Origin of the sequence: Kitasatospora albolonga, from assembly GCA_002082585.1 — a bacterium.
Classification (GTDB): Bacteria; Actinomycetota; Actinomycetes; order Streptomycetales; family Streptomycetaceae; genus Streptomyces; species Streptomyces stephensoniae.
The window spans coordinates 338,134-364,796 of record CP020563.1; the positions used below are offsets into that span (position 1 = coordinate 338,134).

Genomic DNA, 26,663 nt, shown 5'->3' on the forward strand with positions numbered 1-26,663 from the left:
GGTTTTGCGTTGTGCGGTCAGAGAGTTGCAGAGAAATGAGAGACCGTCCACCGTTCCGGCAACAGCCGGACCGGGCGGGGCCGGTGAGCGGGAGCCATGTCGCCCGCCGCTCACCGGCGCCGCCCGGCGGTGTCCGTCAGAGGCCGCCGGTGTACAGCAGCAGATCGGGCGAGCCCTGGCCGAGGCCGGAGAGCGCCTCGGGGGTGGCGTTGTCGGTGAGCCAGCGCGTGACGGCGGCCGGCGTGGCCGAGGGGTTCTCCTCCTTGTAGAGGGCGGCGACCCCGGCGACGTGCGGGGCGGCCATGGAGGTGCCGTTCAGGGAGACGGTCCCGCCGCCGAGCCGCGCGGAGGCGATGTCGGCGCCGGGGGCGTAGAGGGAGACGCAGGAGCCCCAGTTGCTGAACGGGGTCTCGCGGTCCTCACGGTCGCTCGCGCCCACCGTGACCACCCCGTCGGCCGCCGCCGGGGAGACGTCACAGGCGTCCCGGTCGTCGTTGCCCGCCGCCACCACCGGCAGGACGCCCGCGTCCGCGACCGCTTCCACCGCCGCGTCGACCGCACGCGAACGGGCTCCGCCGAGCGAGGCGTTGAGGACGGCGGGGGCGGAGTCGGCCGCCGCGTCCTTGGCGACCCAGTCGAAGGCGGCGATGATCCCGGCCCAGGTGCCCCGGCCCCGGCAGTCCAGGACCCGCACGCTGACCAGTGAGGCGTCCTTCGCCACCCCGGAGGTGGCGCCCCCGACGGTACCGGCGACATGGGTGCCGTGGCCGTTGCAGTCCTGCCCGTTCCGGCCGTCCCCGACCGAGTCGTAGCCGTTGACGACCCGGCTGCCGAACTCGGCGTGACCGGCCTCGATCCCGGTGTCGACGACGTACACCTTCACCCCGTCCCCCGTGGCGGCCGTGGTGAAGGTGCCGTCCAGCGGCAGGGCGCGCTGGTCGATCCGGTCGGTGCCCCAGGTGGCGGCGGGGGCCGCGGCACCCGGGAGGGCCGAGGGGGCCGGGAAGAGGCTGCCCGTCCGGGGCGCGCCCACGGCGACTTCGGCGTTCTCCTCGACGGCGACCACCCCGGGGACGGCCCGGACGGCCTCCAGCTCGGTGGCGGTGAGCGTGACGGCGAACCCGTGCAGGACGTTCCCGTACGTGAACAGCGGGCGGAGCCCGAACTCCTCCAGGACGGTGTCCGGGGAGAGTTCGGGCTCCAGGGTGACGATGTACTGCCCGGGGACGGCCCGGGCGGACCGCTCCACCGGGACCCCTTCCGGTCCGGTGTCGGCGGTGGCCGGGGGGGCGGTGCCGATCAGCGGGGCGATCAGCAGCAGGGCCGCCGGGGCCCATCGGGCGCGCAGGCGCATGCAGGTCTCCTTGGGTGGGGGGTCGTTCGCGGTGCGGGTACGCATCCGCGAAGCACGAACATCCGTTCCTTCGTCCCCGCCCGTGCGGCGCCTTAACACGGGTTCAGCCGGACAGCGCAACGCCCGTCGTGAGCTCCAGATCGGCCAGTTCCCGGTCGGGATCGGCCCCGGGGACGTGGTGCGTCCAGCTGCCGACCGCCACTTCGGCGGTGATGCCGGGCCCGAATCCGGCGATCATGCCCTGGGCCGATTCGGCCGCTCCCCCGTCGTCGAAGAGGCGCGCGAGGGCGTCGAAGACGACGGAGCTGGCGATGTTGCCGCGTTCGGTGAGGGTGGCCCGGCTGTAGCGGAACATCTCCATCGGCAGTTCGAGGTAGTGGCAGAGGTCGTCCAGGATGCGCGGGCCGCCCGCGTGGATGATGAAGAAGTCCATGGCCGGGACCGCCCAGCCGTGCAGGTCGACGATGTCCTTCAGGACCGGCGCGAGCATCTCCATGGTGCCGGGCACGCGCTTGTCGAGCAGGAAGTGGAATCCGGTGTCGCGGACGGCGTACGAGATCCAGTCCTCGGTGTCGGGCACCAGATGGGAGCCGTTGCGCTCCAGTTTCATCCCGGTGCCGCCCTGTCCCCGGACGACGGCGGCGGAGACGGCGTCCCCGAACAGGCCGTTGGAGAGCAGCGATCCGACGCCGATGTCGGTGGGCTGGTAGCAGAGCGAGCAGAACTCGCAGGAGACGATGAGGACGTTGGAGTCGGGGTAGGCACGGCAGAAGTCGTGCGCCCGGTTGATCGCCGCGCCGCCGGCCGCGCAGCCGAGCTGGGCGATGGGCAGTTGTCTGGTCTCCGGTCCGAACCCCATGGTGTTGATGAGCCAGGCGGTCAGCGAGGGCATCATGAAGCCCGTGCAGGAGACGTAGACGATGAGGTCGATGTCGGCCGGTTCGGTTCCGGCGTTGGCGAGGGCCTGTCGTACGACTTCGGGGACCCGGGTCTTGGCCTCGGCCTCGTACACCTGGTTGCGGAGCTCGAAGCCGGGGTGCTTGAGGGTCTCCTCGATCGGCCGCACCAGGTGCCGGGTCTGGACCCCGGTGTTCCGGATGAGCCTCAGGACCAGGTCCCGCTGGGGGTGCCCGTGGTGGGTCTCCCGGGCCAGCTCCAGGGTCTGCTGCATCGTGATGACGTGTTCGGGCACAGCGATGGCCGGTCGGCACAGGGTCGCCATGGGTTCTCCTCGTATCTGGGAGCGGAGGCGCCCGTCACCATGTGACGGGCAGCGCGAGCGGGTAACGCCAGATGGACGTGGTGTTCCACCGGATGTCCTCGGGTTCGGCGTCGAGGCGCAGGCCAGGGAAGCGGGCCAGCAGCGTGGCGAAGGCCACCTCCAGCTCCATGGTGGCGAGCGGCGCCCCCAGGCAGTGGTGGGAGCCCCAGCCGAAGGTCATGTGCGGGATGGACGGCCGGTCGGGGTCGAGCTCGTCGGGGCGGTCGAACTTGGCGGAGTCCCGGTTGGCCGTCAGGTACGACACATGGACGAGGTCACCGGCCCTGATGGTGACCCCGCCCAGCTCCACGTCCTCCGTCGCGACCCGGGGGATGCCGACGCCCTTGCGGAAGGGGATGTACCGCAGCAGCTCCTCGATCGTGCGGGGCAGCCGCTCGGGTTCGGTCTGGAGCGTCTTGAGGAGGCCGGGCCGGGTGAGCAGGGTGTAGGCGATGTTGCCGAGTTCGTAGGTGGTGGTGTCCTGGCCGGTGATGAGCAGGACCATCGCCATGACGGCGAGTTCCTTGTCGTCGAGCAGTTCGTCGCCGTCGCGGGCGGTGGCCAGGGTGCTGATGAGGTCCTGGCCCGGGGAGCGGCGGCGCTCGGCGGTCAGCTCGGTGAAGTAGCCGCGCAGTTCGGCCTTGGCCCGTACGGCGTCCTCCTTGCCCGCCGCCCCGACGTTCATCATCGTCATGGCGTGGGCGCGGAGCCAGGGGCGGTCGGCCTCGGGGATGTCGAGCGCCTCGCAGATGGTGATGAGCGGCAGCGGCGAGGAGACCCGGGCGACGAAGTCGGCGGGTGAGCCCTCCGCCTCCATCCCGTCGAGCAGCCGGTCAACGACGCGCTGGGTGCCCGCCCGCATCTGCTCGACGCGGCGCGGGGTGAAGCTCTTGGCGACCAGGCTGCGCAGCCGGCTGCTGGCGGGCGGGTCCATGAGGTTGATGGACTCGGCCTGGACGATCGGTTCCGGGGTCATCCGGGGGAAGTCCCGGCCGAGTACGGCGGCGCGGCTGAAGCGCCGGTCGGTGGTGACCGTCCGGACGTCCTCGTACCGGGTGACGAGCCATGCCTCGTCCTCGCCGTACGCCATACGGATGCGGGAGACGGGCTCCTCGGTCAGCAGTTCCTTCAGCTGGGGGTCGAACTCCAGTTGGTGTGCGAAGTCGAAGGGGCAGCTCCGTACGGTTTCCCTGTCCTGCGCCGAGAGGCTCTGCGCCGGGGTGTTCCGCGCGGAGGGGTTCTGCGCCGAGGCGTGTCGGACCGAGGTGTTCTCCACCGAGGTTCTCCCAATGACCGGTTCGGGGGTGTCAGACCGTCCCGGCTCCGGGCCCGGGAACAGACCTCCCCTGTGTCCCCCGTCACCCTGCGAAACATGCAGTTACGCTCCGCAGTCAGCCGATAGGGGGTGCCCGGCGGGTCAGGACCGGACAGGCCGCGGCGTCTGGTGCGGTGCATCGCAAGGCGCCGGAGCGTCCTCATCGCGGAGCGATTCGGGCGTTTCGGCAACGCCGCGAGGTGCCGTGCCAGGCGTCGCGGGCCCGGTCCTGACCCGCCGGGCACCCCCTGGGGGTGCCCGCTCCCCCTGGTCAGCCGGTCAGGACGTGGTGGCGGCCGATCGGGAGCATCAGGGGCCGGCCCGAGACGGGGTCCTCGATGACGCGGCTCTCCAGGCCGAAGACCGCGCGGACGGTCTTCTCGGTCAGCACCTCGGCCGGGGTGCCGAAGGAGTGCAGCTTCCCGTCCGCGAGGGCGATGAGGTGGTCGGCGTACCGGGCGGCGAGGTTCAGGTCGTGGAGGACCATCACGATGGTGGTGCCGCGCGAGCGGTTGAGGTCGGTGAGCAGATCGAGGACCTCGATCTGGTGGCTGGCATCGAGGAAGGTGGTGGGCTCGTCGAGCAGGAGCAGGTCGGTCTGCTGGGCGAGGGCCATGGCGATCCAGACGCGCTGGCGCTGGCCGCCGGAGAGCTCGTCCACCGCTCGGTCGGCGAGCGGTTCGGTGGCCGTCGCCTCCAGCGCCGAGGCGACGGCGGCGTCGTCCTTCTCGTTCCAGCGGGAGAACATCGACTGGTGCGGGTGACGGCCCCGGCCGACGAGGTCGGAGACGGTGATGCCCTCGGGGGCCAGCGGGGACTGGGGCAGGAGGCCGAGCGTACGGGCCAGTTCCTTGGCGGGGAGGCGGTGCACCTCCTTGCCGTCCAGGACGACGCGGCCCTCGCGGGGTGCGAGGAGGCGGGACATCGAGCGCAGCAGGGTCGACTTGCCGCAGGCGTTGGCGCCGACGATGACCGTGATGGCGCCGGGCGGTACGGACAGGTCGAGCGAGGAGACGACCGTACGGTCTCCGTAGCCGAGCGTGAGGTGTTCGGCGGTCAGTTGGTGGTCGGTGGTCACAGCGAGCCTCCCGCCCGGTTGGTGCGGATGATCAGGTAGACGAGGTAGGGGGCGCCGAGGACGCCGGTGACGACGCCCACGGGGTAGCGCTCACCGAAGGCGAACTGGCCGGTGAAGTCCGCGACGAGAACCAGCAGCGCGCCGACGAGCCCGGCGGGCACCAGCAGGGAGCCGCCCGCGCCGACGATCCGGGCCGCGATGGGACCGGAGAGGAACGCCACGAACGCGATGGGTCCGGCAGCGGCCGTGGCGAAGGCGATGAGCCCGACGGCGGCCACGATCACGGTGATCCGGGTGCGTTCGACCCGTACGCCGAGGGCGGAGGCGGTGTCGTCGCCCAGTTGCATCGCGGAGAGGTTGCGGGACTGGCCGAGGAGGAGCGGGGTGAGGACGGCGGCCGCGGCGAGGGCGGGGACGACCTGGTCCCAGTCGGCGCCGTTGAGGCTGCCGGTCAGCCAGCGCATCGCCTCCTGGAGGTCCCATTCGGCGGCCTGGGACAGGGTGTAGGAGGTGATGCTGTCGAGCATCGCGGAGATCCCGATGCCGATGAGGATGAGCCGGGTGCCGACGACTCCGCCCCGGAACGCCAGGGAGTAGACGAGGAGCGCCACGCCGAGACCGGCGGCGATGGCGAGGACGGAGACCTGGACCTCGTCGAGGGAGAGCGTGACGATCGCGATGGCCGCCGCCGCGCTCGCCCCGGAGCTGATGCCGATGATGTCGGGGCTGGCGAGCGGGTTGCGCAGCATCGTCTGGAAGGTGACCCCGGCGAGGCCGAAGCTGAATCCGGCCACCAGGGCGAGGACCGCGCGCGGCAGCCGCAGCCGCCCGACGGTGAAGGAGGCGCCCGGCACCTGCTCCCCGAGGATCACCCGGAGCACGTCACCGGGCGGGTAGAACGTACGGCCCGCCATCAGGGTGACGGCGAACGCGGCGAGGACGAGGAGGGCCAGGACCAGGATCACCAGGCGTCGGCGGGAGGCGCTGCGGATACGGCGGCGGGTGGCGGCCGCGACGGACGCGGGGGCGGCCTCGTGCGGGGCCGGCCGGGCCGGGGCGGGGGCGCTCACAGGGCACGGACCTTCTGTCGGCGGACGATGTAGATGAAGAAGGGGGCGCCGATCAGCGCGGTGACGATGCCCACGTCGATCTCCGCCGGGCGGGCCACGATCCGGCCCACCACATCGGCGGCGGTGAGCAGGGCCGCCCCGAGCAGCGCGGAGAGCGGCAGCAGCCAGCGGTGGTCGACGCCGACGAGCAGTCGGCAGGTGTGCGGGACGACGAGGCCGACGAAGGCGATGGGCCCGGCGACGGCGGTGGCGGCCCCGCAGAGCAGTACGGCGCCGAGCGCGGCCACCGCCCGGGCGACGGCGACGCGTTCACCGAGTCCGGCGGCCAACTCGTCGCCCAGAGCGAGGGAGTTGAGGGCGCGCGCGGAGAGCAGGCAGATCGCGAAGCCGACCGCGAGGAACGGCGCCACCTGTCCGATGCGCTCGAAGGAGGCCCCGCCGACGCCGCCGATCTGCCAGAGCCTGAAGCTTCCGGCGATGTCGTTACGGGGCAGGATGACGGCGCTCACCAGCGAGGCGAAGGCGGCGGAGGTGGCCGCGCCCGCCAGCGCCAGCTTCAACGGCGTGGCCCCTCCCCTGCCGAGCGTGCCGACGGTGTAGACGAACAGGGCGGAGAGGGCGGCGCCCGCGATGGCGACCCAGATGTAGCCGGTCGGCGAGGAGAGCCCGAAGAAGGCGACGGCGGTGACGACGGCGAGCGAGGCGCCCATGTTGACGCCGAGGATGCCGGGGTCGGCCAGGGGGTTACGGGTCACCCCCTGCATCACCGCTCCGGCGAGGCCCAGGGCCGCGCCGACGACGACCGCAAGGACCGTACGGGGAATCCGCTTGGTGGCGGCCGCCTGCCCCAGGGTCTCGTCGGCGCCGCCCAGCGCGGCCTGGATGTCGGCCCAGGGGACCTCGCGCGAGCCGAAGGCGACGGAGGCCACCATGACGGCGGCCAGCGCCATCAGGGCGAGCAGGAGCCAGAGCGTGCGGACGCCCGCCGGACGCCGGGCCATGGTGGCGTCCGGCGGGCGCCGGTCGGTGGAAGCGGTCACTTGACCTTGTCCGCGGCCTCGGCGAGGGCGGCGGCGTAGTCGTCGAGCACGTAACTGATCGACAGAGGCGTCGGGTTGGCGGCGGTGGCCAGCGGCGAGCTGCCGGGCAGGAGGTAGGCCGAGCCGCGGTTGATCGCGGGGATCTTGGAGAGCAGCGGGTCCTTGCTGATGGTCTTCAGCAGCTCGCCCTTGTCGTCGCCGTAGCCGGTGATGATGTCGACGTCGTCGAACGCGTCGATCTGCTCGGCGCTCTTGGTGAGGGCGAACTTCTCGGTGCCCTCGGACGCCTTGGCGATGCTGCCCGGGGTCGTCATGCCCAGGTCCTCGAAGAACTGCGTCCGGGTGTCGTGGGTGGTGTAGAAGCCGATCTCGCTGACGTCGTTGGGGTCGACGTGCGTCATGAACATCGCGGACTTGCCCTTGAGCTGCGGGTACTTGGCCGCGGTCTTGGCTATGTCCCCGTCGAGCTTGGTGATCAGCTTCTCGCCCTCGTCGGCGAGCCCGATGGCCTTGCTGTTGGTGCGGATGATCTCGCGCCACGGGGTGGCCCAGGCGGCGTCCGGGTAGGCGACGACGGGGGCGATCTCGCTGAGGGTGTCGTAGTCCTTCTTGGTCAGTCCGGAGTACGCGGCCAGGATGACATCGGGCTTGGTGTCGGCGACGGCTTCGAAGTCGATCCCGTCGGTCTCGTCGAACAGCACCGGCGTCTTGGCCTTGAGCTCCTTCAGGCGCTCCTCGACCCAGGGCAGCACCCCGTCGCCGTCGTCGTCGCCGAAGTTGGCGGCGGCCATGCCGACGGGCACGACACCGAGCGCCAACGGCACTTCGTGGTTGGCCCAGTTGACCGTGGCGACGCGCTTCGGCTCGGCAGGGATGGTGGTCTTGCCGAGGGCGTGCTCGACCGTCAGGGGGAAGCTGCCGGAAGCGCTTCCCGCGCTCTTGCTCCCGGCGTCGGTGGCCCCGCCGCAGGCGGCGACGGAGACGAGGGCGGCTGCCACGGCGAGCAGGCGGAGGCGGTGTGAGGACATGGGTGAGTACCCGGCTTTCCGGAGGGTCGGGTGCCGCTTCCCGCACGTCCGGGCGTGGGCCGCCGTCGTGGAGGGGTGCACTGCGAAGGCACAGCGGCTTAGGTAAGGCTTGCCTTCGCACTGTATGAGAGTCGGCCGGACTGTCGCAATCAACCGTTTGAGACAGCTGTTGTAGCGATCGGGACATGAGGCGCGCCCTCGGAGCCGACGCTCATGGCCGCCCCTCCACGGCGGGCGCCCCTCAGACGGGGACGGGTCCGGTTTCGGGGTACGGGCTGAGCATGGTGTTGAAGTAGCCCTCCGGGGCCCCTTCCAGGAATTCCGGGAGGTTCTCCAGGAAGGCGCGCAGCGGAGGTGTCGCGTTGTGCCGGTCCAGGTCCTCCTGGGAGCGCCAGACCTCGTACAGGAAGAAGCGGCCGTCCTCGTGCTCGTGCAAGTGGTACTGCAGGTTGCCGGGCTCCTGCCGGGTGGGCTCCACGAAGGAGGAGAGGATGCGCCGGACCTCGTCCGCGCGCTCCGGCCGGGGCCGCAGGAAACCGTAGAGGGAGATGGGGCGTTCGGTGTTCGTCATGACCCTCACGCTAAGATCTCACACCTGTGTGAGGTTCAAGGGGTTGTGAGGAGCACCACATGAAGATCGGCGAGCTCGCCACCGCCACGGGCGTCTCCGTCCGGCTGCTGCGCTACTACGAGGAGCAGGGCCTCCTGGCGTCCTCCCGCCTCGACAGCGGCCACCGCCGGTACGACGACAGCGCCCCCGATGTCGTCCGGCGCATCCGCTCGCTGCTGGACGCCGGTCTGCCGACCCGGGTCATCCGCGACCTGCAGCCGTGCGTCCGCCAGGACGGCACGGTCGCCGCGTGCAAGCTGGAGACCCTTCAGGAGCACCTCCGGGGCCTGGACGACCGGATCTCCGCGCTGTCGGAGACCCGCACCTCCCTGGCCGGGCTCATCTCCGCCGCCCGGCCCGACGAACCGGCCCTCGTGTAGGACCGCCCGTGGCGGCCCTCGGCGGCCCTCGGCGGATTGCCGCCCCGGCCGGAAGCCCCGCAGCCACCGTCACCCCGGCCGGAAGGTCCCCGGAGTCAGCCCGGTCGTCCGCCGGAAGGCCACGCCGAAGGCGCTCGCCGAGCGGTAGCCGACCTGCTCCGCCACCGACTCGACGTCCCAGCCCCGGGTCAGCAGGCCGATCGCGTGCTGGGCGCGGACCGCCGCCACCCAGCGCACGAAGCTCGTGCCCGTCTCGGCGCCGAAGGCGCGGGTGACCGTACGGGTGCTCACACCCAGCTCGGACGCCCAGTCGGCCAGCGTCCGGGGGTCGGCCGGGTCCTCGCGCACCGCGTCGGCGATCGGGCGCAGCAGCTCGGAGGAAGGGACCTGGACGAGCAGTTCGCGGGGTGAGGGGGCGAGCACGTCGAGCACCAGGGCCTCGGTCGCGGCCCGTGAGGAGCTCGCGAGCCCGGGTTCGCCCAGCCGTTCCAGGAGCAGGCGGAGCAGTGGCGTGATCTCCACGGCCACCGGTGTGTCGGAGATCGACGCGGTCGTCCCGAAGCCGAAGAAGCTCGCCCGGAACCAGGTTCCGGCGGTCGCCGATCCGGAGTGCAGGGTCCCGGCGGGCATCCACAGTCCCAGGGCCGGTGTGATCGTCCAGATCCGCTCGCCGACCACTGCCGAGGAGGCGCCCCGCTCGTTCCAGAGCAGTTCGTGGAAGGGGTGGGAGTGCGCGTCCCAGAGGGTGTCGTGGGAGACCACCTCGTCGTAGCCCTGGATGACGAAGGGGGTGTCGACCGCGCCGGGCGCGAGCGCGGGCAGCGTTCTGGTCTCCCTGGTCATGGACGCTCCCACCTCCCGGTACGTACGCCGCGGACCCCGGCCGTACGGAGGCCGGGCGCGGCGGATGCGGCACTCGTCCGCCCAGCCTAGAAGGTCGCCCGGCGGCCCGTACCACCGCTCCCGGGGCGGGCTTCGGGGGCCGGTCGGCCGGTACCGCACGGCACCGCGGGGCACTGCGCCCCCGCGTGCATCAACTCGACGTTTAGGAAAGATCAGTTACGTCCTTCAGGTGAAAGGGAACCGGCTTTCGTCGTACGCGCGGTCCCCCGGCCGGACAGTGGGTGGGCCGACCGGGCAGCGGGCCCGGGGCGGTGGGACCGTACGGCGAAAGGTGACGGATTCATGACCACAGAGGCCAACCGGCGGGTCGCGCTCGTCTTCTCCCTGCTCGACGCCAACGCGAACGGAGTCCTGGAGGCGGACGACTTCGATCTGATGGCCGACCGGGTCGTCCGCGAGGCGCACGCCTCCGACCGAGCGGCGAAGGACGCGATGCGCGCGGCGTTCCGGCGGTACTGGACGACCCTGCTCAGCGAGCTCGACGCCAACGGGGACGGCGAGATCAGCTTCGAGGAGTACACCGCCTGCGTGCTGTCCCCGGAGCGTTTCGAGGAGACGATCGGCGTCTTCGCGGAGGCGCTCGCCGCGCTCGGGGACCCGGACGGCGACGGTCTGATCGAGCGCCCCCTGTTCACGGCGCTGATGACGGCCATCGGGTTCGAGCCCGCGAACATCGACGCGCTCTTCGACGCCTTCGGCCCCTCGGACGGGGACCGCATCCGGGTGGAGACCTGGGTCACCGGGATCAAGGACTACTACGCGCCGGACAAGGCCGGCATCCCCGGGGACCACCTGGTCGTCGGCACCCCGGTCTGACAGCCGCCCGCCCCGGAAGCACCCGGCCGCCCCGGAAGCGCCGGCCGTCCCGAAGCAACGACGAAGGAGCATGTTGAAACCGGTCATCGGACTCGCTGTGGGCCGCGGAACGGGACCAGAGGTCGCCGCCGTCTTCGAACGCGTACTGGGCACACTGGCCCGGCTGTACGGGACGGAGATCGGCGTGGTGCGCTCTCCCCGGACCTACCACTCGTATGTGTCGCTCAAGGCGGAAGGAGATGTGGAGCGGGTCCGCCGGCTCACGGAGGAGGACGCCGGGCACTACGAGGAGTTCTGCCGCACGCAGGCCGCGCTCTCCACCCCGGCCGTCTTCCGCACGGCGGTCAACGCGCAGTCCCTCTACCTGGTGCGGCAGCGGCTCCAGGCCGTCAAGGTGGACGCCCTGCCGCCCGGGGACGGGGCGGCGGCCTCGCTGCTGCTGGTCCGCGACCAGGCGCAGGGCTTCTACACCGGGGAGAACCAGCACCTGGACGGGGTGGTCCGCCGGACCATGGAGTTCAGCCGGGACCTCACGGAGAAGGTCCTCTCCTACGCCGTGGGCCGGGCCTGGCAGCAGTGGCCGGACACCGGTCCCGCGCGGATCGTGATGGCGTACAAGTTCCATCTGCTGGACGGCGCCCTGGACTCCTGGGTCACGGACATCGCCGCCCGGTACGAGGTGCCGGTCGGGCTCTTCCAGCCGGACACGGTGAACCGGAACCTGATCACGCACGGGTTCCCGGACCGGACGGTCGTGGTCGCGGGCAACGAGTGGGCCGACATCATGCATGTCGTCCTGCTCGACCGGTTCGGCTCCGACCGGCAGGAGAACCGCTGCACGGAGAACGTCCTCCTGCACCCCGATGTGCACGGGCTGACCGAGTACCAGACGGTGCACGGGTCCGCCGACGACCTGGAGGGGCTGGACCGGGTCAACCCGGTGGCGACCGTACGGGCGGCGGCGGCGATCGCGGAGCGGTACGGGGGGTGCGTGGGCGCGGCGGAGGCGGTCGAGCGGGCGCTGCTCTCCGTCGCCGGGCGGGGCATCCGTACGCCGGACCTCGGCGGGCGCCACTCCACGACGGCGGTGGTGGACGCCCTGGTGGCGGCTCTGTCGGCGGACCTGGAGCCGGAACAGCCCTTACGCCGGGTGCCGTTGGCCCGGTCCGTACGGGCCGACGCCTCGTGACCGCGCCGGGCGGGACCGCGCTGGTCGTCGTCGACCTCCAGAACGACTTCTGCGCGGGCCCGCTCGCCGCGTCCCGCTATCCGGGCGATCCGGCGCGGCTGGAGAGGGTCGTGGCGAACACCTCCCGGGCCGTCGCGGCGGCCCGCGCGCGGGGTACGGAGGCTGTCTTCGTCCGCTTCCTCGGCGACACCCGCCATCAGAAGGGGAGCTGGCGGCGGCGGGACGCGGCGCTCGGCAAGCGGCCGAAGTGCCTGGAGGGTTCCTGGGGTGCGGAGTTCGCCGCCGGAGCGGAACCGGAGGCGGGTGAGGCGGTCTTCACCAAGCGGGCCTGCTTCGACGCGTTCCTGGCTGAGGGGTTCGAGCGGTATCTCGTCGGCCGGGGCGTGCAACACCTGGTGTTCGCCGGGCTGTTCACCGATGTCTGCGTGGACTCGACCGCGCGCACGGCGTTCCAGAAGGGCTTCCACATAACGGTGCTGCGGGACTGCACGACCGGCCTGCACCTGCCGGACGAGCAGATCCTGGGCTTCATGGGCCGGCTGTACGGGGCCCGGATCACGACCGGCGACCAGGCGGAGGTGTGGTCGCGCGGGCCCGGAGAGGAGGAGGAAGCGTGCCGGACACCGCCCAGCAGGACCGTGGCGTCGCCGGGGGCGTCGGTCTGACCGCGCTCCTGGTGGCCGCCGCGCGGGCCGTGGAGACCCACCGCCCCGACGCGCTGGCCCGGGACCCCTACGCGGAGCACTTCGTGCGCGCCGCGCGGGCGTCGGCGCGGTGGCCGGTGCGTCCGGAGGAGGTTCCGGGCGGGGAGGCCGATCCGCTGTGGGGGCGGCTGGGGCGCTACTTCGGGCTGCGGACCCGGGTGCTCGACGACCACCTGCTCCGGCAGGCGTACGGCGGGGTGCGTCAAGTGGTGCTGCTCGGGGCCGGGTTGGACACCCGGGCGCTGCGCCTGGACTGGCCGCCCGGCTGCACGGTCTTCGAGATCGACCAGGAGGAGGTCCTCGCGTTCAAGCACGGGGTGCTGGACGCCCTGCCCGCCGGGGACCGGCCGCCGGGGGCGTCCCGCGTCACCGTCGCCGCCGATCTGCGCCACGACTGGGGCGCGGCCCTCACCGGTGCGGGCTTCGCCCCGTCCGCACCGGCCGCCTGGCTCGCGGAGGGGCTGCTCCTCTACCTCCCGTCGGCGGCCGAACGGCGACTTATCGACATGGTGGACCGGATGGGGCGGGCGGGGAGCACCCTCGCGTACGAGGTGAAGCTCGGCGTCGAGTCGGCGGCCGTCCGCGACAGCCCGGTCTACGCCGAGGCGAAGGAGCGCATCGGCGTCGACCTGCTCGCCCTGTTCGACGGCGAGCCCCGGCCCGACTCCGCCGCGGACCTCGCCGCGCGGGGCTGGTCCACGACGGTCCGTACGCCCTTCGACTTCACCCGGCTCCACGGGCGCGGACCGCTGCCGGAGCGCCATGACTGCCTGGCGGCCAACCGGTGGGTCTTCGCCCGCCGACCGGGGGTTCCCGCTCTCACCCGGTGAGCAGGCCGGGGTTGTCGGCCAGGGCGGCGAGGCGGCCCCGCGGGTCCGGGACGAGGCGGCGTGCGGTCAGGTCCAGCACGCCGCCCACTCCGGTGATCTCGGCGGCCACCGTGCCGTCCTCCTTGATGACCCGCTGCTCCAGGGTGAACGTCTTCCCCGTGCCGTAGTCGAAGCGGCAGGTGACCCGCACCCGCTCCCCGCCCCGCAGCTCCCGGCGGAACTTCACCGTGACCTCCAGCGCCACCGGCCCGATCCCGTCGGCCAGCAGCTTCTCCTGGGGAAGGCCGGCGGCCCGCAGCAGCTCCCAGCGGGCGTGCTCCGCGTACTGGAGGTAAACGGCCTGGTTCAGATGGCCCTGGGTGTCGAGCTCGTAGCCGCGCACGGTCACATCAACGGAGAAGGTCATGACCGTGCGAACGCCCACGCCCCGTGATCCATTCCGGTGGGCCGGTCCCGCCGCACCCCTTTACTGGCCTGTCATGCACCGGTAACTTCCACCCCGCAAGAGATTGCAGCAACATTCCGGCAGAGTTTTCGGCCGGATCACGTTCACCACCGGACCGTGTCGACACCCGACCGTGTTCATCGTTCACACCCGACCGTGTTCATCCGCCGAACCCCGAGGCGCGTCAGGGTTCTCCCCTCCCCTGGAGACACGTATGAGACGCACCCCTCACCGGCCGTCCGGCCGCCCGCTCGCGGCGGCGGTGGCGGCAGCCGGGCTGCTGGGACTCCTCACCGCCGTACCGCAGTCCGCTCCCCCGCCGGTCGCCGAACCGGCCACCGCCCCCGTCGCCGCCTCGGAAACCACGGCGACCGTCTTCTACTCCACGAAGACCCGCAACTGGTCGACGTACTACCTCCATTACGCCCCCGACGGCGGTTCCTGGACCACCGTGCCCGGCACCCGTATGACCGCGGCCTGCGCCGACTGGGTCAAGCTGACCGTCCCCCTGGGCGGTGCGGGCGGGCTGAAGGCCACCTTCACCGACGGCTCGGGCACCTGGGACAACAACGCGGGCAGGAACTACGACCTGGGCACCGGCAGCATCACCGTCAAGGACGGGGCCGTGGCGCACAGCGACCCGTGTACGGGGACGGGCCCCGGAGAGCCGGACCCCACCGGGCCGAACACCGCCTCCGTCTACTACGCGACGTCGACCGTCGGCTGGTCCACGGTCAACCTCCACTACCGCCCGCACGGCGGGGCCTGGACGGCGGTCCCCGGCCTCGGCATGGAAGCCGCCTGCACGGGCTGGGTGAAGCGGACCGTGGACCTGGGCAGCGCCACCGGCCTCCAGGCCGCGTTCAACAACGGCAACGGGATCTGGGACAACAACAACGGCGGCGACTACACCCTCCCGGCCGGACTCACCACGGTGAAGGACCGCACGGTGACCACGGCCGCGAAGGACCCGTGCGCCGCCGAGGAACCGGACACCGAGGCGCCCTCGGCGCCCACCGGCGTGAAGGCCGTGGCCGACGGGGTGTCGGTGCTGCTCACCTGGGAACCCGCCACGGACGACCGGGGCGTGACGAAGTATCAGGTGACCCGGACCGGCGGCACGAAGGGCACGCTGGTCACCGATACCGGATCGACCGTCTTCGCGGACACCGGGCTCGAGGCGAGGACCGCCTACCACTACACCGTACGGGCGCTCGACGCCGCCGGGAACGTCTCCGCCGCCTCCGCCCCGGCCACCGCCACCACCGGCGAGAAGCCCACGGCTCCGGCGGCCGGGTCGCCCCTGGGCACCGACCCCCGCAAGGACCCGATCTACTTCGTGCTCACCGCCCGCTTCAACGACGGCGACCCCACGAACAACCGGGGCGGCAGCCAGCACGAGAAGTCCGGCAACGCGGCCAACGACGACCCCATGTTCCGGGGGGACTTCAAGGGGCTGGTGCAGAAACTCGACTACATCAAGGGGCTCGGCTTCTCCGCGGTCTGGATCACCCCGGTCGTGCTGAACCGCTCGGACTACGACTACCACGGCTACCACGGCTACGACTTCTACAAGGTCGACCCGAGGCTGGAGTCCGCCGGAGCCTCCTACCAGGACCTCATCAACGCGGCCCACGCCAAGGGCATGAAGATCTACCAGGACGTCGTCCACAACCACTCCTCGCGCTGGGGCGCCAAGGGGCTGTTCACCCCGAAGACCTACGGGGTGCGCGACGCCCAGTGGAGCTGGTACTACGACGAGCGCAACGACGGCTTCGCGTACGACGGCCTCACCGTCGAGCCCAAGTCGGGGAAGTCGTACTACAACGGCGACCTGTGGTCCACGGCCGAGCCGACGGGCAACACCTGCGTGGGCTGGGGCACCCCCACCGGGCACACCTCGCCGGAGGGCTACCGGATCTACAACTGCCAGTGGCCGAGCCCCACTTCGGGCATGTTCCCGAAAGCGCTGTACCACAACTGCTGGATCGGCAACTGGGAGGGCGAGGACTCCCGTTCCTGCTGGATACACGACGACCTCGCCGACTTCAACACCGAGAACGCCCAGGTCCAGAACTATCTGATCGGCGCGTACAACAAGTACATCGACATGGGTGTCGACGGCTTCCGGCTCGACACGGCGGTGCACATCCCCCGCACCACCTGGAACCGCCGCTTCCTGCCCGCGATCCAGGAACGGGTCACCCAGCGGTTCGGGGCGGAGGCGGCGGAGAACTTCTTCGTCTTCGGTGAGGTGGCCGCCTTCGTCAACGACAAGTGGAACCGGGGCTCGGTCAACCACTCCGCGCAGTTCTTCACATGGAAGGAGCGCAAGGAGTACAGCGCGGACGACGAGAAGGCCGCGCTGGAGATGTACGCCTACGAGCAGCAGCAGGGCACGGGGGCGCAACCCGTCTCCGACAACGCCTTCCTCAAGGGCAACGCCTACCACGCGCCCGACCGCAGCCGGTTCTCCGGGATGAACGTCATCGACATGCGGATGCACATGAACTTCGGTGACGCGAACAACGCCTTCCACAACGGCAAGGACTCCGACGACAGTTACCACGACGCCACCTACAACGTGGTGTACGTCGACAGCCACGACTACGGGCCCAACAAGAGCGGCGAGCGGTACACGGGCGGCACGGACGCGTGGGCCGAGAACATGGCGCTGATGTGGACCTTCCGGGGCATCCCGACGCTCTACTACGGCTCCGAGATCGAGTTCCGGAAGGGGAAGCAGATCGACTGCGGCCCCCGCTGCCCGCTGGCCTCGACCGGACGGGCCTACTTCGGGGACCATCTGGCCGGTGAGGTGACGGCCTCGGACTTCGGCAAGGTGTCCTCGGCCACCGGCAAGGTCGCGGAGACCCTCGCCGCGCCGCTGGCCCGCCATCTCCAGCGGCTCAACGAGATCCGGCGGGCCGTGCCCGCGCTCCAGATGGGCCAGTACTCCACGGAGGGCATCAGCGGCTCCATGGCGTACAAGCGGCGCTATACGGACGCGGCGAGCGGCACGGACAGCTTCGCGCTGGTGACGGTCTCCGGGGGCGCCACGTACACCGGCATCCCGAACGGCACGTACACGGACGCCGTCACGGGTGACACCAAGGTGGTGAGCGGCGGCACGCTCACGGTCCCGGCGCCCGGCAAGGGGAACCTGCGCGTGTACGTCCTGGACCTCGGCGGGAAGAACGCCGCGCCCGGGAAGATCGGCACGGCGGGCCCGTATCTGAAGTAACCCACGGGCCCGCGACCGGAGTTGCCCGGGCTCACTCCGCGGCCCGCCGCACCGTGCGCAGGAGGCACTCCTCGCGGTGCGGCGGGTCGTGGTCGGTGCGCGGCCGCCTCCGGGACCGGCCCGCCCGGCCCCTTCTCGGCCCCGGCGATGGGGCCGCGGACAGGACCTGATCAGCTCCAGACGTGCGGGGTGCGCGCACCCCGCACGATCAACGCCCTTGGGGGCACCGGAGTCACGCCGCCCGGGCTCCCCCTCGCCGCAGGCCCCGGCGCTCCCCCTCGGCAGGCAGCCGGCCCGGCGTCCGCGTCTCCGGCTCGGTCATCCCTGCGGTGCTGGCAGGCCGTACCGCGCCCGGGCCGAAGCGGGCGCGGGCGCGGTCGGCCGCGGCCTCGATGCGGCGGGCCCGGTCGTCGTCGGGGCCGAAGGCCAGCTGCCGGGGGGTGGAGGCGGCGGCGCGGAGTTCGCCCGCGCGCAGGGCGAGGGAGCGGACGCGGGCCCGCTGGAGCCCGAGGGAACCGTGCAGGGAGTGGGCTTCGGCGCGGAGCCGGGGGCTGTGCGCGGTGGGCTCGGACAGGGTCCGGGTGCGGGTGGTCGTGGAGCGGTCGGCGTACAGGACGGTCAGGGTCAGTGCCCGGCAGGTCTGCCGCTCGTCGCGGAGGCGGGCACCGAGCTGTTCGGTGAGGTGGGTCAGGGCCGCCCGTCGGCGGGCCGCGTCGGGCTCGTCGTGGCCGAAGCAGTGTTCGGCGTCGAGGGTGCGGGGCGGGGCACCGGCGGTGACGCGGGTGGGGTCGATGCCTGCCGCGCGTTCGCGCAGCTCGCGCCCGGCGGCCGCGCCGAGGATGCGCTGGAGGGTGAGCAGGGGGGTGGCGGCGATCCGGTCGGCGGTGCGCAGTCCGTACGAGGCCAGGGTGCGGGCGGTGGCCGGGCCCACGCCGGGCAGCGCGGCGGCGGGCAACCCGGCGAGGAACCGGGTGACGGCCTCGGGGTCGTCCGGGACGGTGCGGATGGCGCCGGGCTCGCCCCGGTGGGCGGCGAGCCGGGCGAGGAGGGGGTTGGGGCCGATGCCGACCGTCAGGTCCAGGCCGTGCAGCGCGGCCGCGCGCATCCGGATCAGGGCCGCGAGTCCGGTGGCGTCGCGGCCGAAGTAGCGGGTGCTCCCGGACACGTCGGCAAGGGCCGCGTCCGGGGGCAGGGCCTGGGCTAGAGGGGTGAACTCGCCCACCAGGTCCAGGAGTCGGCGGTACACCGGCTCCGGCTGCGGGGCACCGAAGTGCAGGTGGAGGATCATCTCCCTCACCCCGCGCTTCCGGGGCTCGCATGGTGGAAGGACCGCCCGTCGAGCGCGTCGAGGACGGGCAGGGCCGAGGAGGCGGGGGTGCCGGGCGGCCGGAGGTCGGCCCAGGGGTGCAGGGCGTAGCCGTTGGGCTGGGTGAGGGTGCGGTGCGGTGCGGCCCGGCGGGAGGCGGGCCCGGGGCGGGTGAGGTGGTCGGCGACGGCGGCGGGGCCGCCCTCGCGGTGCAGGTCGATCAGCTCGGCCAGGTCCCAGGCGGCGGTGCCGGTGATGCTGAAGGCGCGCGGCGGGCGGCGGGCGAGGGTGCCGCGGACGAGCAGCAGGCCGCTGTGGAACACCGTGTGGGCGCAGCGCGCGTGGCTGTCCTCGAAGAACGCCAGGTCGGACAGGCCGGTGGGGTCGTCGAGGGTGGCGAAGATGACGCGGCGGCCGGAGCGGATCGGCGGGGTCTGGGTGGCGACCTTGACTCCGGCGACGAGCACGGTGGTGCCGTGCCGGATGCCGGGAAGGCCGGCGGCGGGGGTCGCTCCGATGTCGGCGAGCAGGGAGCGGTGCTCGTCGAGGAGGTGGCGGGAGATGTCCATGCCGAGGACGTCCAGTTCGGCGGCGAGCTGTTCGGACGCGTCCATGACGGGCAGGCCCGTGGCGTCGACGGGATCGCCGTCCGGCCCGGCACCGGCGCTTCCCGCACCCTGCGGGCCGTCGGCCCGCTCCGGGTTCTCCGCGCTCCCCATGCCCGCCATCGGAAGCTGACCGGCGGCGGAGCCGGCGGCTCCGCGCCCCGAGCGGTGCAGCTCGGCGACCTTCAGCAGGAGCTCGCGGCGGGAGCCGAACGCGTCCAGCGCGCCGACCCGGGCGAGGCGTTCTGCCAGCGGGCGGCTGGGCCGGGCACGCTCCCAGAAGTCCTCGACCGAGGCGTACGGCTGTCCGCCCGTGATGCGTCCGCTCTCGGCCTCGGTGATGCCGCGCACCTGCGAAAGGCCGATCCGCACCCCCCACTTACCAGACACCAGTTCGATTATGTGTGCGGCCTGGGAGCGGTTGACGTCGGGCAGCAGCAGCGGCACCCCATGACGCCGGGCGTCGGCCGCCAGAACCCTCTTGTGGTACATCCCGGGGTCGTGGGTGAGCAGCCCGGCGAGCAGGGCCGCCATCCGGTGGGCCTTGAGCCAGCTGGACTGGTAGGCGGGCTGCGCGAAGGCGGCGGCGTGCGCCTTGGCGAAGCCGAAGCTGCCGAAGTTCTCCAGGGTCCTCCATACGTCCCGTACGGCCTGGACCGAGTAGCCGCGCCCGCGCGCCCGGTCCGCGAACCAGGCCCGGACCCGGCCCTGCCGCTCGGGGACGGACAGGGCGCGGCGGGCCTCGTCCGCCGTGCCCCGGTCGCAGCCGGTCATCGTCACCATGATCGCGATGACCTGCTCGTGGTAGACCACCTGCCCCTCGGTCTCGGCCAGGATCGGCTTCAGGTCGCGGTGCGCGTACCGGGTGACGCTCCGGCCCTCGCGGGCGCTGATCAGCGGCTCCACCATGTCGGCCGCGACCGGTCCGGGCCGGAACAGGCTGATGTCGAGCGCCAGGTCGGCGAAGGACCGCGGCCGCAGGTTCCGTACCAGCTCCCGCTGGCCCGGGCTCTCCAGCTGGAAGGTGCCCAGGGTGTCCCCGGAGGAGATCAGGTCGTACGTGGCGGGGTCGTCCGGCGGCACCTGTGCGGGATCGTCCAGGTCGAGGGGTTCGCCGGTGACGCGTTCGATCTCGGCGGCCGCGTGGGCGAGCGCCGACTGCATCCGCACACCGATGATGTCGATCTTCGGGTGTCCGGTGTCCTCGATGTCCTCCTTGTCGAACTGGGACATGGCGATGTTCTCGACGGTGGTCGGCGCCATCGGGGTGCGCTCCAGCAGCCGGCCGTTGGAGACGAGCAGCCCGCACGGGTGCATGGCCGCCTCGAACGGCAGCTCGTCGAGCGCCTCCACCAGCTCCCACAGCCGGCCGTGGTCCTCGGCGGCGACCTCGCGCAGCTCCGGCAGCTCGGCGAGCGCGGCCCGCACGTCCCTGGCCCGGATGTGCGGGAACGCCTTGCCCAGCCGGGCCGCCTCGTCCGGGGCCATGCCGCGGGCGCGGGCCACCACCTCGATCGCCCCGCGCGCCCGGTAGGTCTTGTAGACGGCGAGCGTCGCCACCCGGCCGGCCCCGAACCGCTCCCGTACGGCCCGGTAGACCTCCAGGCGGCGGGCCGACTCGACGTCCAGGTCGATATCGGGCAGGGCCGAGCGGTGCTCGGACAGGAAGCGCTCCATCACCAGACCGTGTGCCACCGGGTCGACCGGGCTGATGCCCAGCAGATGCGTGACCAGCGAGCCCACGCCCGAGCCGCGCGCGGCCACCCGCACGCCCAGCCGCCGGGCCTGCGCCGCGACCTCGGCGACGGTCAGGAAGTACCCGGCGAAGCCGTGCCCGGCGATGATCCGCAGCTCCTCCTCCAGCCGGTCCCAGCGCTCGCCGTCCCGGTGGTAGGCGCGGCCGAGCATGCCCGCCGCACACCGGTCCGCGAGCACCCGGTCCGCCGGTCCGCCGCCCGCGACGATCTCGGGCTCCGGAAGATTCAGCCGGCCGAGCCCGAACGCGCCACCCGGATCGACCACGCACGCTTCGGCCGTCTCCTCGGTGGCCGCGAGCAGCCGCCGCCCGTCCCCGCTCCGGCCGCCCGCGGCCTCCGCGATCCGCCCGGCGATCCGCTCCATCTCCCCGGCGTCCTTCAGCCACCGCTGCCCGCCGTCGAGCCGGGACGCGTCCCGGGCGTCGATCGGCACCAGGAGGCGGGCGGAGTCCAGGATGTCGGCGACCTCGCCCCGGTCCGGGTCCGCGTAGCGCACGGCGTTGGTGAGCACAGGGACCACCTGCTGCTCGGTGGCGAAGCCCAGCATGCGCGCGGCCAGCCGGAGCGACCCCGGCCCGGTGCCGGGCCGCCCGTGCCAGGACGTCTCGATGCGCAACGACCGGCCGAACCGTTCCCGCCAGGGGCCCAGCAGGGTCGCGGCCCGGTCCGGCCGCCCCGCCGCCAGCGCCTGCCCCACCTCGGAGTCCGCCCCGAGCAGGACGAACAGCTCGCCGTCCGGGCAGGACAGGTCCTCCCAGGTGACGCCCTGGTCGGCGGCGGCCGTCACCAGACGGCACAGCTCGGCCCAGCCGCGTTCGGTCCGGGCCAGGAACACCGCGCGCTGCGGCGCCTCCGCGACGAACGCACCGCCCCGGGCAGGAGTCCGCTGCCGCTTCGACGGCACCGGACCGGACGCCGGTACGCCGGGCACCGCCAGGTCGACACCGAACAGCGGCCGGACACCGGCCCCCGCACACGCCTTGGCGAAACGCACCGCACCGGCCAGGGAGTCCCGGTCGGTCAGCGCCAGGGCATCGAGACCCCGCTCGGCGGCCCGCTCGGCCAGCGCGTACGGATGACTGGCCCCGTACCGCAGCGAATAGCCGCTGGCCGCATGGAGGTGCGTAAACGACATACACACCTCCTGCTGCTCATGCTCCCCCTCGCTTCGTCCGTGTCATCCCGATTGCTACCGATCGAGGGAAGCATCCTACCCCCAGGTTCGCATATTAGTTCGATTCAATGATCGAGTCGAAGCAAAGAAGATAAAAGCCACAAAGATGGATCTACTCAGCGAGGAGCGGCACCGCGAACGCCCCGCCGACGGCGGGGCCCCTGCCGCCACCGGGCCCGCTTCGCGACCATGAAACCGTGCGGGTCCGGGCAGCAGGCCGTCCGGGCTCGCAATGCCCCCTGGGGAGGCGATACGATACGTCTCGTCTAGCCTCGGATTCGCCCTGGAGGAACACCATGGAACGTTTCATCGACGCAGCACCCGGCGTACGCCTCTGGACGGAAGACCGGGGTGCCACAGACGCGCCCCCACTCCTGCTGATCATGGGAGCGCAAGCGCCCGGCCTGGGCTGGCCAGACGAGCTGGTGGACATGCTCGCCTCCCGCCGTCGCGTGATCCGCTATGACCACCGCGACACCGGTCGCTCCACTTGGGCGTTCGACCAGCACCCCTATCCCCTCAGCCAACTCGCGGAAGACGCCATCGCGGTGTTGGACGGTCTCGGCATCGAACGCGCCCACATAGTGGGCATGTCACTGGGAGGGATGCTCACCCAACTCCTCATCGCGGACCATCCCGACCGGCTGCTCAGTGCGACGCTGATCGGCACGAGCGCGCTGAGCGACGTCCCGTACGTCCAGCCGAACGGAACCCCGATCCCGCCCGAGGAGCTCCCCGGTATCGCACCCCGCCTGCTGGAGATGTGGTCCCGTCCCGCAGAGGACCTCGGTCCGGAAGCGGAGCTGGAACGGCGGGTCGAGCACGGGCGCCTCCTGGGCGGAGACCGGCTTCCCTTCGACGCCGACTACGCGCGCGCCCTGGAGCTGAAGGTCATCGAGCACACCGGGCACTACGCCACCAGCACCGCGCACGCCCGCGCCGACGCGTCCGACCTGAATCGCACCGAACAACTCGCCCAGGCCACAGTGCCCACTCTCGTCATCTCCGCTCCCGCCGAACCAGTCTTCCCGCCGCCGCACCCCCACCACCTCGCCCAGGCGATTCAAGGCGCACGCATCATCGAAATCCCCGGCATGGGGCACGCACTCCCACGTGAGGTACACAGGCCGCTCGCTGCCGCGATCCTGGACCACACCGAACGCTGATGTGCAGCCGGGCCGAGGTGCTGCCGGAGCCAAGGCTTCCGACCCGTTGGCGCCGACGCCGCAGAAGAAGCTCGACACCCCGACGCCGGTCTTCAGAGCCCTCAACAGGGCACGGGGGCGCTGATGCCGTCGCCTCAGTGCATCGCCCTCGCCGGAGAGCGGGAGTACCTCGGGCCCATGAGTCACTACACACAGTCGAGCATTGGGCCACCACACCCAGCACAGCACAGCGGTCGCGCACGCAGAGCTCTCGACGAGAGAAGACGTGGGTCCGGAGGAGGAGGGGGAACAAACCGTAGCGGGGACGTCACTCCCGCCCCAGGGTCGTTGTCCATGAAATCCGGTTACGGGGGTACGCGCACGTCAGCCAGAAAGCTCACGCGACGGGGTGACCGCCATGAACGACCGCATGCTGATGACACTCTCGCCGGACGGGGAGACCCGCACCGACTTCGTGTGCCGGCCGGAGAGGGCCGCCGACGCACGGGACGCGATCAGCTCCTTCGTGGCCCTGCTCAACCCCGCACCGGCCGCGCACGTGGTGCAGAATCTGCTGCTCCTCGTCACGGAGCTGGTCACCAACGCCCTCCGGCACGCGGGGTCCGTCACCTCGCTCCGGCTGACCGCCGACCGTACGGGCGTCCATGTCCGGGTCGCCGATCCGAGCCCGGCGCACCCGCAGGACCGGACGCCGGACCTGACGGGCCGCACCGGGGGCTTCGGCTGGCCGATGGTCCAGCGGCTGGCCCAGGAGGTCACGGTCCGCGGGTCGGCGGACGGCGGGAAGATCATCCTCGCCACCGTGCTCCGCTGAGAGACGCGCACTCCGCCGAGAGGCCACAGCGCTCCGTCGGGAGACCGCGCACTCCGCCGAAGGGCCACCGCGCTCCACCGGGAGCCCCTGCCCCGCCGTGGGGCCGCCCCGCTCCGGAGTGCCGAGGGACCGCCCCGCCCCGGAGGCCCGTCGGACGAGCGCCGCGACGGGCGCCGATCGTGACGTATCGATAGAATTCAGGGCATGGGAGAGCGGCCCGCAGCGCCGACTGCGCCCGAGCTCGTCCTGGAGACCGATCTCGGCTCCACGGTGATGAGTCCGAGCCGGGACTACCATGTCGGGCGCGACCCCGAGAGCGACATCGTCATCGACGACGCCCGGGTCTCCTGGCACCACGCGGTGCTCCATCCCGAAGCTGGTCACTGGACGCTTCAGGACGAGGACAGCACCAACGGCACATACACCGGCGGCCACCGCGTCCATGAGTCGGGCGTCGGCGCGGGCAGCGTCATCCGCTTCGGCAGCCCGAGCGACGGACCGCGCGCCGTGCTGGTGGGGCGTGAGCCCCCTGCCCGTCCCGCCACCGCGGACCGGCCCTCGGCCGTCTCGATGCCCGCCGCCACCGGCACGTTCCGGCAGCCCACCACCGTACGGCCGCTGCCCGCGAAGACCGTGCGCATCGGCCGGGACGCGGGCAACGACCTCGTCATCGACGACCTCGTGGTCTCCCGGCGCCACGCCGAACTGCGGGCGCTCCCCGACGGCCGCCACGAGATCGTCGACCTCGGCAGCCACAACGGCACCTTCCTCAACGGCCAGCCCGTCGACCGGGCGGTCGTGGAGACCGCGGACATCATCGGTATCGGCCACTCCGCCTTCAGCCTCGTCGGGGATGTGCTCCAGGAGTTCGTGGACACCGGCGAGGTGTCGTTGGACGTCCAGGATCTGGAGGTCCACGTCGGCAAGGCGCGCAAGGCCGGCAGGACCCTGCTGGACAAGGTCTCCTTCCCGGTCGGCGAGAAGTGCCTGCTCGGGGTCGTGGGGCCCAGCGGCGCCGGGAAGTCGACGCTGCTCAACGCCCTCACCGGACTGCGCCCCGCCGACACCGGCACCGTCCTCTACGACGGCCGTGACCTCTACCGGGACTTCGCCGAGCTGCGCCAGCGCATCGGCCTCGTACCGCAGGACGACATCCTGCACTCCCAGCTGACCGTACGGAAGGCCCTCGGCTACGCCGCCGAGCTCCGCTTCCCGCAGGACACCGCGAAGGAGGAGCGGCAGGCCCGGGTCCTGGAGGTCATCCATGAACTGGGCCTGGAACAGCGGGTGGACCAGCCCATCCACAGCCTCTCCGGCGGCCAGCGCAAGCGGGTCAGCGTCGCCCTGGAGCTGCTGACCAAGCCCTCGCTGCTCTTCCTGGACGAGCCGACCTCGGGGCTCGACCCGGGGATGGACCGCTCGGTCATGCACATGCTGCGCGGGCTGGCCGACGACGGCCGTACGGTCATCGTCGTCACGCACAGCGTGCTGAGCCTGGAGGTCTGCGACCGGCTGCTCGTCCTCGCCCCCGGTGGCCGCATCGCCTACTACGGCCCGCCGGAGGACGCCCTCGCCTTCTTCGGCTTCACGGAGTGGCCGGAGGCGTTCGAGGCGTTCGAGAGCGACCGGGACCGGGACTGGGCGGCCACCTACGCCCGCTCGCCGTTCCACCGGCAGTACATCGCGGGCGCCTCGGCCCAGCCGCGGTCGGACCGGACCGCGCCCGGGGCGACCGTGGCCCCGCCGCCGAAGACCCGTAACTGGGGTGCGCAGTTGTCCACCCTGGTCCGCCGGTACGCCTCCGCGCTCGCCGCCGACCGCACGTTCCTGATCATCATGATCGCGCTGCCCTTCGTCATGGGCGCGATGGCCCGCGCCCTGGCCGGGAGCAGACTCACCCAGGAGACGGCGATGAACGCGCTGCTCATCCTGTGCGTGGGCGGCGTGCTGACCGGGGCGGCCAACGCCGTACGGGAGCTGGTCAAGGAGCGGGTGATCTACCGGCGGGAGAGAGCCGTCGGCCTCTCCAGATCCGCGTATCTGATGTCGAAGATCGTGGTGCTCGGGACCATCACGGTCCTTCAGGCCATCGTGCTGACCCTGGTGGGACTGGTCGGCGTCGACCTCAACGCACCGGGCGGCGAAGGGGTGTTCCTGCCACCACTGGTGGAAATCACCCTGGCCGTCGCCCTGTTGTCCTTCACCGCGATGATGCTCGGTCTGCTGGTCTCCGCCCTGGTGCGCAAGGAGGAGGTCACGATGCCGCTGCTCGTCCTCCTCGCCATCGTCCAAGTGGTGTTCTGCGGGGCCCTGCTGAAGCTGAACGGGGTGCCCGGGCTCGAGCAGCTGTCCTGGCTGGTTCCCTCGCGGTGGGCACTGGGTGCGATGGCCGGCACGATCGATCTGGCCCGGATCGTGCCGGGCGACCTGACGTCCGACCCGCTCTTCGGGCACTCCGCGGGGGTCTGGCTGCTCAACATGGGCATGCTCGTCGTCCTCTCCGCCCTCTTCGGATACGTCGTCGCGAAGCTGCTGCGGCGCCATGAGCCCGCGGTCATGCGGAAGTGAGGCGGT

At 72.0% G+C, this 26,663-nt stretch carries 21 protein-coding genes; 9 read left to right on the forward strand and 12 right to left on the reverse strand.

The features are described 5' to 3' along the window. Positions 1-136 precede the first annotated feature (136 nt). From B7C62_01375 to B7C62_01410, 8 genes are all read right to left on the reverse strand, one after another. The gene (locus B7C62_01375; GenBank protein ID ARF76926.1) at positions 137-1,354 is read right to left on the reverse strand and encodes a peptidase S8; all 1,218 of its coding nucleotides are present in this window, start codon (positions 1,352-1,354) and stop codon (positions 137-139) included. 103 nt (positions 1,355-1,457) lie between these two features. Further along, positions 1,458-2,576 carry a type III polyketide synthase gene (locus B7C62_01380; protein ID ARF71055.1) on the reverse strand — a complete coding sequence of 373 codons (1,119 nt, stop codon included), beginning with the start codon at positions 2,574-2,576 and terminating at the stop codon, positions 1,458-1,460. Positions 2,577-2,610: 34 nt separating this feature from the next. Next, positions 2,611-3,891 carry a cytochrome gene (locus B7C62_01385; protein ID ARF71056.1) on the reverse strand — a complete coding sequence of 427 codons (1,281 nt, stop codon included), beginning with the start codon at positions 3,889-3,891 and terminating at the stop codon, positions 2,611-2,613. A 310-nt stretch (positions 3,892-4,201) separates the two neighbouring features. Continuing rightward, positions 4,202-5,008: an iron dicitrate ABC transporter ATP-binding protein gene (locus B7C62_01390; GenBank protein ID ARF71057.1), complete on the reverse strand. Its 807-nt coding sequence runs from the start codon at positions 5,006-5,008 to the stop codon at positions 4,202-4,204. After that, entirely contained in the window at positions 5,005-6,078 is a 1,074-nt protein-coding gene (locus B7C62_01395; protein ARF71058.1) for an ABC transporter permease, read from the reverse strand. The genes B7C62_01390 and B7C62_01395 overlap by 4 nt, the downstream gene beginning before the upstream one ends. After that, the gene (locus tag B7C62_01400) at positions 6,075-7,079 is read right to left on the reverse strand and encodes an iron ABC transporter permease (GenBank protein ARF76927.1); all 1,005 of its coding nucleotides are present in this window, start codon (positions 7,077-7,079) and stop codon (positions 6,075-6,077) included. The genes B7C62_01395 and B7C62_01400 overlap by 4 nt, the downstream gene beginning before the upstream one ends. Positions 7,080-7,114: 35 nt before the next feature. Next, on the reverse strand, positions 7,115-8,146 hold the full coding sequence (locus B7C62_01405; protein ARF71059.1) for an ABC transporter substrate-binding protein: 1,032 nt from the start codon (positions 8,144-8,146) through the stop codon (positions 7,115-7,117). Positions 8,147-8,387: 241 nt separating this feature from the next. Then, entirely contained in the window at positions 8,388-8,717 is a 330-nt protein-coding gene (locus tag B7C62_01410; protein ARF71060.1) for an antibiotic biosynthesis monooxygenase, read from the reverse strand. Positions 8,718-8,776: 59 nt separating this feature from the next. Here B7C62_01410 and B7C62_01415 point away from each other — a divergent pair, with 59 nt between their 5' ends. Continuing rightward, positions 8,777-9,136: a MerR family transcriptional regulator gene (locus tag B7C62_01415; protein ID ARF71061.1), complete on the forward strand. Its 360-nt coding sequence runs from the start codon at positions 8,777-8,779 to the stop codon at positions 9,134-9,136. A gap of 69 nt (positions 9,137-9,205) precedes the next feature. Here B7C62_01415 and B7C62_01420 read toward each other — a convergent pair whose 3' ends face one another. Further along, on the reverse strand, positions 9,206-9,979 hold the full coding sequence (locus B7C62_01420; GenBank protein ARF71062.1) for an AraC family transcriptional regulator: 774 nt from the start codon (positions 9,977-9,979) through the stop codon (positions 9,206-9,208). A 342-nt stretch (positions 9,980-10,321) separates the two neighbouring features. Here B7C62_01420 and B7C62_01425 point away from each other — a divergent pair, with 342 nt between their 5' ends. The 4 genes from B7C62_01425 (at position 10,322) to B7C62_01440 (ending at position 13,578) form a co-directional block, all read left to right on the forward strand. After that, positions 10,322-10,855 (forward strand): calcium-binding protein, encoded by a 534-nt coding sequence (locus tag B7C62_01425; GenBank protein ID ARF71063.1) that lies wholly within the window; start codon positions 10,322-10,324, stop codon positions 10,853-10,855. Positions 10,856-10,925: 70 nt separating this feature from the next. After that, positions 10,926-12,044 carry an isocitrate dehydrogenase gene (locus tag B7C62_01430; protein ID ARF71064.1) on the forward strand — a complete coding sequence of 373 codons (1,119 nt, stop codon included), beginning with the start codon at positions 10,926-10,928 and terminating at the stop codon, positions 12,042-12,044. After that, positions 12,041-12,709: a hypothetical protein gene (locus B7C62_01435; GenBank protein ID ARF71065.1), complete on the forward strand. Its 669-nt coding sequence runs from the start codon at positions 12,041-12,043 to the stop codon at positions 12,707-12,709. Before B7C62_01430 ends, B7C62_01435 begins: the two co-directional genes overlap by 4 nt. Then, a complete protein-coding gene (locus tag B7C62_01440) occupies positions 12,658-13,578 on the forward strand; it encodes an SAM-dependent methyltransferase (GenBank protein ARF71066.1) in 921 nt (306 codons plus the stop codon). Before B7C62_01435 ends, B7C62_01440 begins: the two co-directional genes overlap by 52 nt. Here the strand turns inward: B7C62_01440 and B7C62_01445 are convergent. After that, a complete protein-coding gene (locus tag B7C62_01445; protein ID ARF71067.1) occupies positions 13,568-13,984 on the reverse strand; it encodes a thioesterase in 417 nt (138 codons plus the stop codon). The two genes, B7C62_01440 and B7C62_01445, sit on opposite strands and share 11 nt — an antisense overlap. Positions 13,985-14,237: 253 nt before the next feature. Between B7C62_01445 and B7C62_01450 the strand changes: the two genes are divergently transcribed. Next, positions 14,238-17,267: an alpha-amylase gene (locus B7C62_01450; protein ARF71068.1), complete on the forward strand. Its 3,030-nt coding sequence runs from the start codon at positions 14,238-14,240 to the stop codon at positions 17,265-17,267. 232 nt (positions 17,268-17,499) lie between these two features. Here B7C62_01450 and B7C62_01455 read toward each other — a convergent pair whose 3' ends face one another. Together B7C62_01455 and B7C62_01460 are read right to left on the reverse strand one after the other, a co-directional pair. Continuing rightward, a complete protein-coding gene (locus tag B7C62_01455) occupies positions 17,500-18,555 on the reverse strand; it encodes a hypothetical protein (GenBank protein ID ARF76928.1) in 1,056 nt (351 codons plus the stop codon). A gap of 5 nt (positions 18,556-18,560) precedes the next feature. Beyond that, positions 18,561-22,070, reverse strand: a complete 3,510-nt coding sequence (locus tag B7C62_01460) for a DNA polymerase III subunit alpha (GenBank protein ARF71069.1) — start codon at positions 22,068-22,070, stop codon at positions 18,561-18,563. A gap of 335 nt (positions 22,071-22,405) precedes the next feature. Between B7C62_01460 and B7C62_01465 the strand changes: the two genes are divergently transcribed. The 3 genes from B7C62_01465 (at position 22,406) to B7C62_01475 (ending at position 26,657) form a co-directional block, all read left to right on the forward strand. After that, positions 22,406-23,275, forward strand: a complete 870-nt coding sequence (locus B7C62_01465) for an alpha/beta hydrolase (GenBank protein ID ARF71070.1) — start codon at positions 22,406-22,408, stop codon at positions 23,273-23,275. Between the two features lie 397 nt (positions 23,276-23,672). Continuing rightward, positions 23,673-24,089, forward strand: coding sequence for an ATP-binding protein (locus B7C62_01470; GenBank protein ID ARF76929.1), 417 nt, complete (start codon positions 23,673-23,675; stop codon positions 24,087-24,089). A 204-nt stretch (positions 24,090-24,293) separates the two neighbouring features. After that, positions 24,294-26,657 carry an ABC transporter ATP-binding protein gene (locus B7C62_01475; protein ARF71071.1) on the forward strand — a complete coding sequence of 788 codons (2,364 nt, stop codon included), beginning with the start codon at positions 24,294-24,296 and terminating at the stop codon, positions 26,655-26,657. Positions 26,658-26,663 lie beyond the last annotated feature (6 nt).